Source organism: Kiloniella majae (assembly GCF_002118315.1).
GTDB lineage: Bacteria > Pseudomonadota > Alphaproteobacteria > Kiloniellales > Kiloniellaceae > Kiloniella > Kiloniella majae.
This window is the reverse complement of sequence record NZ_MTSZ01000001.1, coordinates 266,734-281,568: the sequence shown is the minus strand read 5'-3', so window position 1 is coordinate 281,568 and position 14,835 is coordinate 266,734. Positions and strand designations below refer to the sequence as shown.

At 43.2% G+C, this 14,835-nt stretch carries 13 protein-coding genes; 10 read left to right on the top strand and 3 right to left on the bottom strand.

Annotated elements, in window-relative coordinates; all coding sequences use genetic code 11:
- Positions 1-61: 61 nt before the first annotated feature.
- Positions 62-511, top strand: a complete 450-nt coding sequence (locus BKB51_RS01300; RefSeq protein WP_085899288.1) for a terminase small subunit — start codon at positions 62-64, stop codon at positions 509-511.
- A gap of 62 nt (positions 512-573) precedes the next feature.
- Positions 574-2,037 (top strand): terminase, encoded by a 1,464-nt coding sequence (locus BKB51_RS01295; RefSeq protein WP_085899287.1) that lies wholly within the window; start codon positions 574-576, stop codon positions 2,035-2,037.
- On the opposite strand, the gene BKB51_RS01290 is transcribed toward BKB51_RS01295, so the two are convergent.
- Complete coding sequence (locus BKB51_RS01290; protein ID WP_085899286.1) at positions 2,034-2,984, bottom strand: hypothetical protein; 951 nt, start codon at positions 2,982-2,984, stop codon at positions 2,034-2,036. The genes BKB51_RS01295 and BKB51_RS01290 overlap by 4 nt on opposite strands.
- Positions 2,985-3,492: 508 nt before the next feature.
- Here BKB51_RS01290 and BKB51_RS01285 point away from each other — a divergent pair.
- Positions 3,493-5,088: a tetratricopeptide repeat protein gene (locus BKB51_RS01285; protein WP_158090105.1), complete on the top strand. Its 1,596-nt coding sequence runs from the start codon at positions 3,493-3,495 to the stop codon at positions 5,086-5,088.
- A 694-nt stretch (positions 5,089-5,782) separates the two neighbouring features.
- Positions 5,783-5,965, top strand: a complete 183-nt coding sequence (locus BKB51_RS01280; protein ID WP_085899284.1) for a hypothetical protein — start codon at positions 5,783-5,785, stop codon at positions 5,963-5,965.
- Positions 5,966-7,053: 1,088 nt separating this feature from the next.
- Here the strand turns inward: BKB51_RS01280 and BKB51_RS01270 are convergent.
- Both BKB51_RS01270 and BKB51_RS01265 read right to left on the bottom strand, forming a co-directional pair.
- Complete coding sequence (locus BKB51_RS01270; protein ID WP_085899282.1) at positions 7,054-7,629, bottom strand: hypothetical protein; 576 nt, start codon at positions 7,627-7,629, stop codon at positions 7,054-7,056.
- A 76-nt stretch (positions 7,630-7,705) separates the two neighbouring features.
- The gene (locus BKB51_RS01265; protein ID WP_125911754.1) at positions 7,706-8,368 is read right to left on the bottom strand and encodes a hypothetical protein; all 663 of its coding nucleotides are present in this window, start codon (positions 8,366-8,368) and stop codon (positions 7,706-7,708) included.
- A gap of 250 nt (positions 8,369-8,618) precedes the next feature.
- On the opposite strand from BKB51_RS01265, the gene BKB51_RS01255 reads away from it, so the two are divergent.
- From BKB51_RS01255 to BKB51_RS01225, 6 genes are all read left to right on the top strand, one after another.
- Entirely contained in the window at positions 8,619-9,872 is a 1,254-nt protein-coding gene (locus tag BKB51_RS01255; RefSeq protein WP_125911753.1) for a hypothetical protein, read from the top strand.
- A gap of 636 nt (positions 9,873-10,508) precedes the next feature.
- Positions 10,509-10,820: a hypothetical protein gene (locus tag BKB51_RS01245; protein ID WP_085899277.1), complete on the top strand. Its 312-nt coding sequence runs from the start codon at positions 10,509-10,511 to the stop codon at positions 10,818-10,820.
- A 207-nt stretch (positions 10,821-11,027) separates the two neighbouring features.
- Entirely contained in the window at positions 11,028-12,689 is a 1,662-nt protein-coding gene (locus tag BKB51_RS01240; protein WP_085899276.1) for a portal protein, read from the top strand.
- 4 nt (positions 12,690-12,693) lie between these two features.
- Positions 12,694-12,975 carry a Bbp19 family protein gene (locus tag BKB51_RS01235; RefSeq protein WP_085899275.1) on the top strand — a complete coding sequence of 94 codons (282 nt, stop codon included), beginning with the start codon at positions 12,694-12,696 and terminating at the stop codon, positions 12,973-12,975.
- Positions 12,968-13,777 carry a hypothetical protein gene (locus BKB51_RS01230; RefSeq protein WP_085899274.1) on the top strand — a complete coding sequence of 270 codons (810 nt, stop codon included), beginning with the start codon at positions 12,968-12,970 and terminating at the stop codon, positions 13,775-13,777. The genes BKB51_RS01235 and BKB51_RS01230 overlap by 8 nt, the downstream gene beginning before the upstream one ends.
- A gap of 2 nt (positions 13,778-13,779) precedes the next feature.
- Entirely contained in the window at positions 13,780-14,799 is a 1,020-nt protein-coding gene (locus BKB51_RS01225) for a major capsid protein (RefSeq protein ID WP_085899273.1), read from the top strand.
- The last annotated feature ends 36 nt before the right edge of the window (positions 14,800-14,835 follow it).

Genomic DNA, 14,835 nt, shown 5'->3' with positions numbered 1-14,835 from the left:
TCTGCGTTGGATATGCACATATCATTTCCTCATTTCTGTTTTATATCTGGCGGGAGGAATAATGAGTGATCCGGATCTAAAGCAGCAGCTGACCGAACGACAAAAGCGATTTGTCGAAGAATATCTGATTGATTTTAACGCCACGCAAGCTGCAATTCGGGCGGGATATAGTCCCAATTCAATCAAGCAAAGCGCCAGCCGAACATTGAAAAATCCCTTGGTGCAAGAAGCCATTGAACAAGCTAAAGCTGCACGCTCTCAACGTTTGCAGGTAGATGCCGATTACGTTCTTAAGGGAGCCGTAGAGCTGTTTGAACGTTGTATGCAGCGCAGTCCGGTTGCTGATGCAGATGGTGAATACAAGTTTCAGCACACGGGGGCTGGGAAAGCGTTGGAGATTATCGGGCGGCATGTTTCTGTTCAGGCCTTTAAGGAAAAAGTTGAAATGTCGATCGAAAACGAACTCATCGACCGTCTGATGCGTGGCCGTAAGCGGTTGAATGATAAGTAGCTTTACATAAGCCATCTCATCTTCTTGTGACTACCTTTTTATCTGTTTTTTTGAGGTGTTTGATGACCCATGGGGTTGATTTGGATCTTGCCGAGGACTGTGCAAAATTTTATGCCGATCCGCTCGGGTTTGTCCTATGGGCTTTTGATTGGGGGCAGGGAGACTTAGCCGATTTTGAAGGCCCACGCGACTGGCAGCTGGCGTATCTGGAAGATCTGGGGGAACAGATCAGAGAACGCGGGTTTGATGGTCTTCATCCCGTTGCTCCAATGGATATGGCAACGGCTTCTGGCCATGGGATTGGCAAATCAGCGATGTCGGCTTGGCTTATTCTCTTTATCATGTCAACGCGGCCCTTTGCCAAAGGGGTGGTAACATCGAATACCAGTGATCAGCTGCGCACAAAAACCTGGGCCGAGCTGGGGAAGTGGCATAAGCGTTGTTTAACCGGTCATTGGTTTAGCTATAGCGCAAGCAAAGGGAATATGGCGCTGGTCCATAAACGCCACCCCGAAAGCTGGCGGTGTGATGCGCAGACTTGTCGCGAGGAAAACTCTGAAAGCTTTGCCGGCTTGCACGCAGCAAATTCGACGCCATTTTATCTTTTTGATGAAGCCTCAGCTGTACCCGATAAAATCTGGGAAGTTTCGGATGGCGGACTGACCGATGGCGAGCCCATGCGCTTTGTCTTTGGCAATCCAACCAGAAACTCGGGGCGTTTTTTTGAGTGCTTTAATCGGTTACGCCACCGCTGGAAAACCAGACAGATTGACAGTCGTTCGGTGGATGGAACCAACCAGAACCTGATGCAGCAATGGGTTGAGGACTATGGCGAAGACAGTGACTTTGTCCGCGTGCGTGTCCGAGGTGTTTTCCCAAGGGCAGGATCAACCCAGTTTATCAGTGGTGTGATTGTTGAGGTGGCACAAAGTCGCCAGCTTTCGGCGCAGCCACAAGATGCCATCGTCATCGGTGTGGATGTGGCCCGTTTTGGCGATGATCAGTCGGTGATTTTAGTACGGCAGGGACGTAAGGTATTGGAAATCAAAAAGTACCGTGTGGATACCATGCAGCTTGTTGGGCATGTGGTTGAGGTCATACGCCAATATCGTCCAGACGGTGTTCTCGTTGATGGTGTAGGCGTTGGTGGTGGGGTTGTGGATCGCCTGAAGCAATTGGGCCATGACTGCATTGATGTGAATGCCGGTGCCAGAGCGCAGGACCAGAAGACTTACATGAATAAACGCGCCGAGATGTGGGGCAAGATGCGTGACTGGCTCAAGGGTGGTGATATCCCTGCTGATGATCAGGAGGTAGAAACGGATCTGACAGCTATTGAATACGGCTTTGACGCAAAGAACAGGCTACAGCTTGAACGTAAGGAAGACATGAAAAAGCGGGGGCTGCACTCACCTGATGTGGCGGATGCACTGGCGCTTACCTTTGCCGAGGATATCGTCAAGTGGTCAGAGGATGATTACGGAGATATGGAGGTTGCTATCTCGGATTATGAGCCGGGGGGTTAGAGTAGTTTGTGAATAGTAGTTAGTATAAGGCCTGTGAAAGAAAAGATCCCTCCAATTAATGAAAATGGTTTGAACTTTGAAGAAGTGTTAGCTGGGTCTTCATCTGTAGTTACTGTTATCCATTGGATACTGAGTGTTTTTCCTAAATATAAAATGAATTTTAAAAAAAACATAATGTAAAGAAATGCCAAATAAATGGTTAGTGGTACGAAGGATGTTAGAGAGTAAAGTATATTGCTCAAATTGTTTGCTTCAAAAGGAGATTCAATAAATACATCATTTAAGTAGCTTAAAAATAATTGTACATCTAAATCAATTATAAATTTAAATGGCTCGTTCATAAAGGCAATTATATACGATGAATAATGTAAGTTGAAAGTAAATAGAAACCATAATAATAAGAGTGACAATATTAAGGCTTGTGTTGTTAATTGAAGTAATGTCATGTTGAATTTTAAAAAAGTTAGTTTAGATTTTGCTATTTTATACAATGTTTTTGTTGCCAATATTGCAGTAAGTGTATCGAAAAATGCATTAATTAATAATAATAAAAACAATGTTGAAATTGGATCAGTATTTGAATTTTCAAAAGTTAAGCCCCAATAGGATCTAAGGGTTGTGGTATAGGGGAGAGAGTGCATTGTTTCGTATGATATCATAACTCCTAGGGAAATCGCGATAATCGTTAGCGGGAAACTTGATGATGCTATTACAAGTATTTTTTTGGTTGAAGAGCTATTTTTACCTAGTAATAACCTACCAAGTTTTAGAGTGTTAATAGCTGTCAGACGAGGTAATTCAGGAGGTTTGTAATAGTTAAGTTTCGTTAAATATATCAGTAATTTGCGATGGAATTCTATTTTTTGCGCATTACTCATCCAGACATCTATCAATGTGCCGAGCGCTGCGGGAACTGCTAGAATTAAACCTATTTCTAAAAAAGACATATACCTCTTGCCCCCCTTGATTGCAAAATTCTGCCCTCAGTTATAGATTAAGTCAACAGGGGGTGGTAAATGTATAAAATCGCATTAGTATTTGTGCCACTTTGCTATGAGCGCGATGTTACTGATGAGATGGTGGATTACTACAAGGAAACACAGGCTAAATACGGCAACTGAGCCTAATCGAACGCCTCAACCTGTTGTTGTGTGAAGGGAATCAAGGTGAAAAATTCTCTCGTGTTCTTGACGCTAACAAGCAGCACAGTGATGGAACGCCAATACAGCAGATTAAATGGAATGCTGATGTGTTGCCTATTTTGAAGAGTTAATAAAAGCGTTACCTTTTTGCAATATTTGGAAGGCCCCTTAACAGGGGTCTTTTTCTTATTACTAGATGTATTTGGTAATCACAATTATGTACCTATAGGTTGAAAAAAGTAGAAATAATTCTGTTTTCAGTTAATGTTAGCCTACAAATAACTACTCTCTTAGTTTAATTAGGAGTATGTCTGTGCCTGAATGGCTAAAATTATTTATGGAAGCGACACCTCTTCCTGCTCAATGGGCTATTTTTACTTTCAGCTTATTTTTTACCGTGACTAAAGTCATAGGCTCAGATCATTTGAAAGCTGAAATCAGCTTATATTTGCAGGGGGATTATTCTAAGAACTGGTCACATAGTTTTAGAAGTTGGTTCGATAGTGTGTTTGGCGATAACCATTGGAGCAGAAGGTGCTTCATTAGATCAACGATTGCATCTCTTGTTGGCGTAACAGCGTTGTATTGGGTTTTTACCGCCCAATTGGGGCAGCGTCCAGGTACACCTCTTCCTCTTTCTGAAATAATAATTATAGGACTTAGTGTAAATGTTTTTGCAGATTACATATCTCTACGCCAAAGTCGTTGGCTCCTTGGCTTTATTCCACGCTTAGAAAGAATAATACCTTCGGTATGGGGGAGCGTGGTGTCAGGGTTTATATGGCTTTTACTTGATATAATTCTTAGTGCCAGCATTATTTTTAGCTCCCTTTATTTGTACTTTTATGCGTATTCGTACCTCACAACGGGGCCTATTGAGATTCCAAGTTGGGGGCAATTATTCGGTATCTACAGTGTGTATGCTATTTTTATTTACTCCTCTTTTCTTACATCTGTTTGGTCAATTTTATTTTTTCTCTCCGTAACAACTATGCGGATTACAAAAGGACTTTTTAAATCAAATCGAGCAAGTCCGGATAAGTATCCGTTCGTGATATTTAGCTTTATTTGTGGGACATGGGTGTATTTTATTGTTCTCGGTTTTGAAGGTTTACAAAGCAAAGGGGTGTTTGACGACGTGCTATGCCAAAGAGATTCTGAAGTATGCGTTGCTCAAGCTAATTTAACCAAAGATGATAAAAAGGCTTTGGAATATTTCTCAAAAGCTTGCTTGGGAGGGTCAGAAAATCATTGCCTTAAATCTGGACAAAAATATTTCAATAATGATGACGCTAAAGCAGTACAATTATGGCTAAAAGCGTGTCGGGCAGATTATTTTCAAACTTGTTCTAATCTCGGATTTATGTATAGCAAAGGTAAGGGAGTAACAAAAAATTATAAAGAAGCATTATACTATTTAAATAAATCTTGTAACGATACCGTTAGCGTTGGCTGTAAACATTTAGGGGTGTTGTACAGTCTAGGGGAAGGCGTGCCTCAAAGCGATGAAAAGGCTGCAGAATACTATAAAAAGTCCTGTGACGCCGGTAATGGTCCGGGGTGTTTTAATCTTGCGGGTTTTTACTTAGAAGGGCGATATCTAGCATATGATGCTGATAAGGCCTTGAAGTTATATGAAGATTCTTGTGGAGTGAACTATGTTGATTCATGTTTCTTGGTGGCCTATTTGTTCGACGAAGGAGTACATTTTGAAGCAGATTATTTGTTTGCGATTAAAATGTATGAAGCCCTTTGCAATAATTTACTTCATGGCGAAAGTTGTCATAACTTGGGTACTATGTACTTAGAAGGCAGAGGGGTTGAGCCAAATGATTCTAAAGCTATTTCTTATTTTCAAATATCTTGTGAACATGGAATTTCAGAAAGTTGTGCTTATTTGAATCAATGATCATTTGAAGTAAAGTGATAGTAGAACCTTTATCTCTAACCTTGACTATTACAGTGCTTTGTATCCCATTGCGTTCTAACTCAATATCTCGTATCATTCTCGCGGGCTAGTTCGCCCAAAGGCTCTGCAAATGCAGGGCCTTTTTTGTTATGTGTTTTTGCCTTCAAACCAGCAGAAGCTACTTTCTCCATCCGAGGAAAAGCACCTGCGGGTTAGGTTGGTAGTTTGCTCAATCGGTTTATGTTTACAGTTGGTCATTCTCGCCTCACAGACGCGAGCTTTATCAGCTGTGGCAAGTTTTTCTGCGTCTTTTTTGCAGATGTCGCTGCTAAATGCAGATGTCGCTGCTAAATAGGGAGCTAGTGCAGTTGTAATTTGTGCCTGATGATTTGTTCGGGTTCGCAAAGTTTAAAGCCTTAGCGCCAAAATGAGCCAATTCAGCGGGCTGACAAGAAGCCAAGCCTAACGACAGCAATAAAACACAAATTCGAGCAAACATAATAACCCCGTTATCTACCCTCATATTGAGAGTGGAATGATGAAGAGTCAACTATAAGGAGTTGTGAAATGGCACGATCTAGAGATCCCGATGTAGATTGAGGAAGTTTATGGATGCGGTTTGTGTTTTATATGAACTTTTTGGATAATATCGCTGACTAACAGTATAAATCTTTGTTTATTGTTGGAGGATAAAATGGGGTTCGTGTTTTTTCTTGCTGGTCTTGTGGGGCTCGCGTTTGGGATGTGGGGGATGTATACGGATGCTGGCCGGGTGCGATTTGATGAAATGGATGGCCTCTACCCGATGTTCAGTGCTCTAGCTGGCGGGGTTTTGATTATCATTTCCATTGTTGTGATTTACTATCGCAGTCGTTGAACGCACCCAGATAAAATTGATCAGGTGAAATCTATCAAACCCCCTTTAAACTTTATCAAAACCCCGGGCGAGGAAAAACAGGCAAGGTAGCGCAGCGTATACGGTGATAAGCAAAAGCCAGAATTGGGTGAGTTGGTAGTAAAACCCTGGCTGGTTGATAAAGAGAAAATAGCAAATTCCACCAGCATATAAAACGGTTATGATTATGCTCAATGTCGGGGAAATGCGTTCACTGACCCACACAGACAGACACAGGTGTGGAAAGAGGAGGAGTAAAAAGAGATCTAACAGCCTCTGTTTGAAAATCATCAAGCTGTTCCGGAAATTTGTAAGCATTTAATCTGAATTAACACTTCATTTGATTAGTCGTATTTATAGCCGTCAAATCTAACGATTTCTCATCGCTGTTTCATTGTTCGTGTAGTTCTATCTTCACTTCTCTCTTTAAGTCTTGAGCAAAAGCTAACTTTAATGTGCTGATGAATAGTGATTGGGCGCATATCTCAAGTCAATATACGATGATGTGATCATTGTTTTAAAAAATGATTGAAAAATAACCTAATATGATTAGGATTGTTGTGACTGATTGATTGTACCGAACGCCGCAAACCTTGCTGAGGGGCGCGGCGTTTTGGTATCTGGCCTCAAAAATTTTCAGCAGATGTTTGGAATTAAATCTCGCTGATCCCAGAATAAGTATTCAAATTACCTTGGGTGATCAAAAAATAGTTCATTTTGCGAGTGAATGCGTAGCTAATCGTAATGACTACTACGCATACTTCCCAACGCATAGCCTATAGTTGAGAAAACCAGGATTAAAATTATCGTTGCTAGACCAAAAGTACCACCGATGAAAGTAATACTAAACCAGCTTAATATCAGAGCAACTATAGTGCCGATGAGTGCACCGAGGAAACTATTTTTCATTGGAGTTTACCGTAGTAACATATCCTTATGGTTGTGTTGATTTTGACGATGTTTATGCCTTTCGTCAATGTTTTGTTGTGAGAAATTTATGACTTGTAACGAAGTATGCGTACTAATCTTATTATGCTTATGCTTTGAAATGATCAGTCGCGCTCAATAGCTCAGAGAATGTCACGGTATTCGTCGTACAGTCCCAGAGGTTTAAACATGCATTGTAATGGATCATATTCGGATACTGGTCGGAAGTTGGTGTTCTTCGTTTGCAAAGCTTTTTGATCTTCTGTTTGTAACGGAATTCCTTGTGCCATCTTATTGAAAGCTTTGCGATGGGCTGTTGTCATCAGATTATCCCATGTATCTTTGCTATTACAGGAGCACATTTCTGATTGTTCAGCAGGTTTTAAATTTATAAGCCTGTCGACTGCTTTTTTCATGAAGTCTTTTTGTTTTCTGGTGATCTGAGGATGATCAATGAATTGATTGAATTCCTGGATAATACTATCTTTTGTTAAGTTGGTATCAGCCTGTTTCATACATGTCATATAGCCGATAGACATGCCGGGTTGATCAAATAAAACATTGACTTGTTCGAGCTCGTTTAGAATTTCTGGCGGGTATTTTGTAAATTCGCCATTTCTCATTTGACGTTCAAGTTCTTTGGCATCAATTGATTGAGCGTAAGATATATTACTTATTATCAAGCTTAGAATGAAAAATATGGGGGCAAAAAATCGCATGAGTTAATCCTGTCAGGTCAAATATTGTACTTTGGTCATGAAGAAATTATTTGCAAGAAATCTGGAGGTGTTGGGATTAGTAAAGTCGAAACCGCGTTTTAAGTTCGCTGTATAGTCCCATAGGTACAAGAGTACATTTTACTGATTTGGGTATTTTCCCAGAAGGTTTTGTTGCAGTTGGTGTGTGCGCGAGATCGAGCACTTCTTCTGGAGTTGCATCCACACCTAAAGCAAGTTTGTTAAACGTTTCTTTCTGATTATCGGGAAAATCTTTCCAAGTGTAATCGGCCATACAGGCCGCGGTTTTGGAAGACTCTTCTGGTGTCATATTGATAATGCGGTCTTTTAGTTTTTCAAAAAACACAACATGTGAATGCGGCGCACCTGGTTTGGATTTCAGGTCGTCAAATAGCTTTGCAACTTTTTGTCGTTCTGCTGGATCAGTGATGTCCTGATAATTATAGCGATAGATGACGGCTTTGCCGGGCGTATCGACCAGTTTTCTATCCAGTGCCAGAGTATCAAGAGTTTTTTGGTCGTAGTGTTTAAAATCACCGGATGTGAGCGCGTGTTTTAACTGAAAGATATTGGTTATGCGCTTTGCTATCTCCAAGGGATAATGTCGCGAATAGTTGTATTCAGATTTTGTCTGTGTAGAGGCTTTGTTTTTATGTGATGAGGATGTTGTCTGACAGGCTGTGACGACAAGCAATAAAACCATCGATGTAATGATACGCATTTCTAGGGCACTAACCATGATAGAAAAATATATAGTAATCTCAATTATGCGTAACAGTAGGATGTTAATACCCTGAGTTCAAATGATTTTCATCTATATTTTTGAGCAGATAAAAGAGGATCATTATTAGAAAAGATAGCATAGTTCTATGATACTTTTCGTTCTGATGATTCCGCAGGTAATATCCCCATAGGAAAATGCGCCTTACGATCAAAAAGCTCCACAGATGCGGGGCTTTTTTGTTGGGTGAATGGTTGATGAAGAAGAGACTCATCGAAATATACTTTATAAGGGAATTGAGATGGCCAGATCTAGGGATTTCGATACTGATAGAGGCAGTTACGGCGGAGGTGGTACGAGTGAGCGAAACGGTGGTAATCCTGATTTTGGTAGTAACCGGGGGGGATATGATCGACCAAGTACAGGAGGTTGGAGACATTCCGATCCATGGAATAATCCTGCACCTGGAAAAAAACCGTCGCAATCACCTGAAGCACACCGTTCTAATATAAGGGATTGGCAAAATGCAAGGGCAGGACAAAGAGCTTCTGCCATTGCTAAAATGAGAAAGACTCATCGAAAATCTACTTTGGATCCGCAATATCCTGGTGTGGAGAACTTTGGTGCAGGAATTTCTGTAGAAGAAGAAGGTTCCGGAGCACATCCAAAACATGAACGTAAATGGGGAGGGAGACAAACGTCCTCAGGTCGTGCCGCCCAGAATATGGACCGGCGAGGATATCATGAATACTTGGGATCTGTTTCGCACAAAGCTTATCAGCAAAGACTTTCTGATTATATGAATGAAGGTAATACGAATGCAGAGAATATAGGCAATCTAATAGGAAGTGCTTTTGGCTTTAATGAAGTGAAGCCGAGCTTTTCACCTCAAAATCTGAATACACGTGCAAATTGGGGCTTTAACCCTTTTTCTGGTATTCCCGGTGCAGCTATTGGTTTAGGACTAACAATGGCCAATCCGATGCTTGGAATTGGTTATGAATTTTTACGTGGAAGTACGGGGAAAAGACCCGTTGGGAGTGCACTGTCTACTGTTGCTAAATTTGGTAGTATGGTTAGTCCGCTATCAAGAATGGCTCAAGGTCTTGGTTTCGGTAGCATGTTAAATGGCGTAGCAGATGAATTTGGATGGGGTATAGATGACATTCTTGGAACACGTAAAGAAGGATGGTCAGGTTTTAATGTCGGACCAGATGTAACGTCACCAGATGTTACAAAAGCAAAAGAATCTTTGAAGAATACTTCCTATAGATCTCAGGCAATTCAACGAGGATATAGAGAGAAACAAAATTCTTCTTTGCAGCGCGATGGAGGAAGGAGTGATTTCACTGACGTGTTTAACAGACGGCCTGAACACATTCTTTATCCCTATACAGAAGATGATGCAAATTTATCTGTAATACCTTTAAAATCCAGAGTACGCAGGGCGCCAAAACTATCAAAACTAAATGCCAGACGTGCAAATTTCGGAAGGGTTAGGTAAATGGGATTAGCTAGTTTTTCATCTTATAATTATGAACCCACGAAAGACAGAGATGTTGGGTTTCTAAAGAATAGCCTTTCATCCAACCGAGAAAATATAAGTGCCTCTCGGTCTTCAGGCAGTTCTAGCGGAAGCTTTCAAGCATCTCGGAGTTTGGATGGTGGATGGCGTTCACCTGAACAGGTTCTGTACCCAACTGTTAATAATCCAAAGCCTCTGTTGTCATCTTATACTAGTTTGGCTCCATCACCTGTCCGACGGGTTCGTGGTTTGGCCACGTTAAATTTATACCGTCCTGAATATACCAAAATTCGTTGAGATTTATCTTTGTTATACTTTGTTTGAGCATAGGGATAACGGTATATTCGTTCTTGGATAAATAGGTCCTTTGAATGATGAAATTGATCGACTGCCTCGTCGGGTTTATCGAAATTAGAAAATTGTGACGGACAAGCCTTGAACCTCTCGTATTTGATACGAGGGGTTTTGTTTTGGAGGCTTTGTTTTACTGGGCCAAATATAGTGAATTGGAGATTTCATGGAACTTGCTGAGAAGGTAACTAATCGTCAGGCCGCGTTGGCAAATGAAAGACCCAAGCTAAAAGCCAGACGGGCTAATTTCGGGAAGGTGAGATAATGCAGCTGACTTCGACGAATTACCGGGCGCCACGACCAGCTAGAAAATCTGAGGCGGTTGAGGGAATTCTGGTATCCCAAAAGGCTCAACAAAGTACAGGTCGATCCTTTCGTGTTTCTCAAGGACGATTTGAGGATGCCCGAAGTTTGAGGACGATCAGGCGTCCCCCTGAGGATATTTTGTATCCAAGTGCAAACTATTCAAAGCCTTTATTGACGCCCTATACCAGTTTGGCTCCATCACCTGTCCGACGGGTTCGCGGCTTGGCGACATTAAACTTATATCGTCCTGAATATACCAAAATTCGTTGAGATTTATCTTTGTTATACTTTGTTTGAGTATAGGGATAGCGGTATATTCGTTCTTGGATAAATAGGTCCCTTGAATGATGAAATTGATTGGCTATTTCGTCGTTTTATAGAAATTAAAAAATCATGACGGATAAGTCTTGAACCCTTCGTATTTGATGCGAGGGGTTTTGTTTTGTGGGACCAATAATATAGCGAACTGGAGATCTTATGGAACTTGCTGAGAAGGTAATTAATCGTCAGGCCGGGTTGGCAAATGAACGATCCAAGTTTGACAAGATCTGGGTGGAAACGGCTGAACGCCTCGATCCTTTTGGTTCGATACTGGAGGGCAGACGTGGGGACATGTCAAAGATGTTCAGCTCTCGTCCTTTACAGGATCTGGCGCGTTTTTCTGCGGCAATCGAAAGTCTGCTCATTCCACGGGGATCAATCTGGCATGGGTTAGAGCCTGTCGATGATGATTTGCGAGAGAGCGATGAAATTCAGGCCTGGGCAGAACAGCGTACGAAGAAGCTCTTTTCCATTCGGTATATGGCGAGATCAGGCTTTGTCTCAAACACTCAACGGATGTTTCGGTCATTGGGGTGTTATGGCAATCAGGTGCTGATGACAGAGGAAGTACTATCCAGAGGTCCGGGCGGTGAAGATTTGCCACCTATTCGTTATCGCATGATCCCGATTATTGAATGCTTTCTGGCAACCACGGCCTGGGGACAGGTAGATACCTTCTACCGGGTTTATAAGCTTACACTACGCCAGATTATTGATGAGTTTGGTCTGGAGGCTTTGCCTGAGTTTTTGATGACCCGATTGGACAAGCCAGACTTGTTGGAAGAAAAGTTTGAAATTATCCATGCCATAGATACGACCCTGAGTGGGGATACGCAAACTGCCCTTCCCTGGCCATCTGTTCATGTTCTCAAAGGTCATCATCATGTCTTACGGCAGTCCGGCTATTACGAATTTCCCATTCACGCGTCATCATTCGTAGAGAGTGACGGCGAAGCTTATGGATGGGGGCCGGGCATGATGGCCCTGCCGGATATCAAACAGCTCAATGTGATGAACAAGACAACGATTGCAGCGGCTGAACAGGCAGTGTCACCAGCCTTTGCAACGGTGCAAAAGCTTAAGCGTAGACTGAACCTGAGTGCCAATGCAATCAATCCAGATCTTGTAACAGATGATGGACGTTTAAAAATTCAGCCAATTGTGACTGGTGCACGACCGGATATCGGAGAACAATTGATTGCCAAGAAGCAGATGGATATCAGTGCGAATTTTTATGGGGATCTTTGGCAGATCCTTGTGAATAAGCCGGATATGACCGCCTATGAAGCGGCGTTGCGGGCGCAGGAAAAGAACGAATTGATTGGGCCACCTTTTGCCAAGCAGGAAGAAATGCTGGCATCTATGGTGATGCGCGAAAATGCGATTTTGGAACGTCAGGCAGAGGACGGCATTATCGATTTGCCGCCGCGGCCTGATGGACTAGAGGGGAAAAGCCTGACCCTGAAATTTACCAGCCCCATGGCCAAATTACGTCGTGCGGCAGAAGATGTGGGTATTCAACGGACGTTGGAAACGGCTGCGCAGCAGGCACAGTTCGACCCGACGATTATGGATAATTTTGACCATGACCGTATTATTCGTGCCCGTGCAGATATTAATGGTATGCCCGCAGATTTGATGCGGCCTGTGGAAGACGTACAGGCAAGTAGACAGGCAAAAATAGATGCGGAGCAACAGCAGTTGATGGCTGCGCAGCAAGCACAGGATGTTGATACCGCAGGGAAAGCCTTGCCGATAATGGAAACACTGGGGGCGGCTGGACTTAACCCTGATCAGATCCCGGAAGGAGAGGTTTAAGGATATGCTTAAAGGCTGGCCCTTTTCCCTGCAAAAACAACACGAACTTGTCGAGGCTTATAGTCGACTTTTTGCGTCAAGTGATGGTCAGATAGTTCTTACCGATATTCTTGACCAGGCACAAGCTTTTGAGGCGACGCCCCCTGATGGGCCGTCTGTCTTCAATGACGGAAAGCGTGCTGTTGCGTTTGATATTCTTCGTAAAGCTTCTGTCAGTTCTGACTTAAGAGCAGAGCTGGCAAAAGCAGCTTATCTGAAACAAGAGGAAGATACACAGAATGAGTGACGATCCCGGTTCAAGTAGTCATGAGTTTTCGGGAGCTGAAAGTCCCGGTTATTCACAACCTTCTCCAGATCAGCCCGCATCGCAAGATAGCGGGTCTTTTTATGTCGAAAATTCAAGCTATGCTCAAAACCAAAGTAATGATGACGGTGTAAATACCCAGGCTTTTGAAGCGCATGGTGGGGCATCCAATGAGGTTCTTCCAGAAAGCGAAGATCATACCATTGGGCAGGATGGTTATATCAAGTTACCCACAGAAGGGGCCAATGAAGACGAAATTGACGCTTTTTATGAAGCGTTGGGCGTGCCGGAAACCCCGGATGGTTACGAACTGGAAGTTCCCGAAGAGCTCTGTTCTCAGCATAGTGAGGAAGACTGGAAAGCCTATACCGGAGCTATTAGTGAGTTGTCGCATGCACTGGGGCTTTCGCCAGAACAGGCACAGGCCCTGGCTGATATGGATTTACAGGCCAAAACACAATCCATGGAAAACATGGAGCGTGAGCAAGAACAGTATCTGAGCCAACAAATTGAGGAAACCACGGAAACGCTTCGCGATGAGTGGGGATCCAAAATGGATGTGAATGTCAGAACTGCCAATCGTGCCCTGAAGGCATTGGGTGGTTCTGAACTTGAGGGGGTGTTGTCTGAGGCCGGGGTTCTGAACGACCCTGTTGTCATTCGCGCCTTTCATAAAGCTGGCCTCTCCCTGGTAGAGGACAGCAGCCCCGGCGGTGCCGGTGCAACCAGACGCAACAAATCTGCTGCGGAAATTCTCTACCCATCATCTACTAAGGAAGGCTGATCATGGCTACACTTGGAAATACTTTTGTCGATCTTATCGATATTTACAAACAAACTGATCCAAATGGTTCTACGGCAACCATTATTGAGCTTCTCAAACAGCAAAATCCTATTCTGGATGATGCGATTGCGATGGAGTGTAATAAAGGATCAGAACACCTGCATACCATTCGTACCGGTTTGCCGTCTGTTTCCTGGGGCGCGTTGTATCAGGGGATCACGCAATCAAAAGCCAAACAACAACAGGTAACCGATACAACAGGTTATCTGGAAGCTTTGGCAACCATTGATGAGCGTGTTCTAAGCTTGTCAAAAAATGAAGCGGGTGTCCGTCTTAACGAAGCTATGGCGTTCATGGAATCAATGAACCAGGAAGCGGCTTCGGGGCTGTTTTATCATGACACAGCCTCTACCCCTGAAAAGTTCAAAGGGCTTTCTGCGCGATTTAGTGCCATTGGTGGCGGCGGAGCTGGCGAACAGGTCATTGACGCTGGTGGTACAGGATCTGACAACACGTCTATCTGGTTTGTTACCTGGGGCGATCGTCATTGTCATCTGCTTTATCCGCAAGGCACAAAAGCTGGCTTGCAACGGGACGATATGGGCCGTCAACGCGTTTTGGATGAAAACAATAATCCATACTATGTGAAGGAAGAAAAGTTCACATGGCATCTTGGTTTGGCGGTCAAAGATTGGCGTTATGTATCCCGTGTTGCCAACATTGATGTGTCTGAAATGCAGGCGGGCAATGTGAAGCTGTATGATTTTATGCGCAAAGCTTATTACAAGCTGCAAAGTCGTATCCGTCGCGGAGATGCAGCAGGCGGTCGTCAGGTTATCTATTGTAACCGTGATGTGCTTGAAGCGTTGGACGCACTGGCCACGAATGCCGGGGCCGGAGACAACTTTGTTCGTCTGAAAGACAGTGAACTGGAAGGTCAGGAAGTTCTGACCTATCGCGGTATTCCAATTCGTGAAACCGATGCGTTGCTCAATACCGAAGCACGCGTTTTGTCTGCTTAATCCCTGAAAAAATTTGAGGGGCAAAGTTTAGGGACT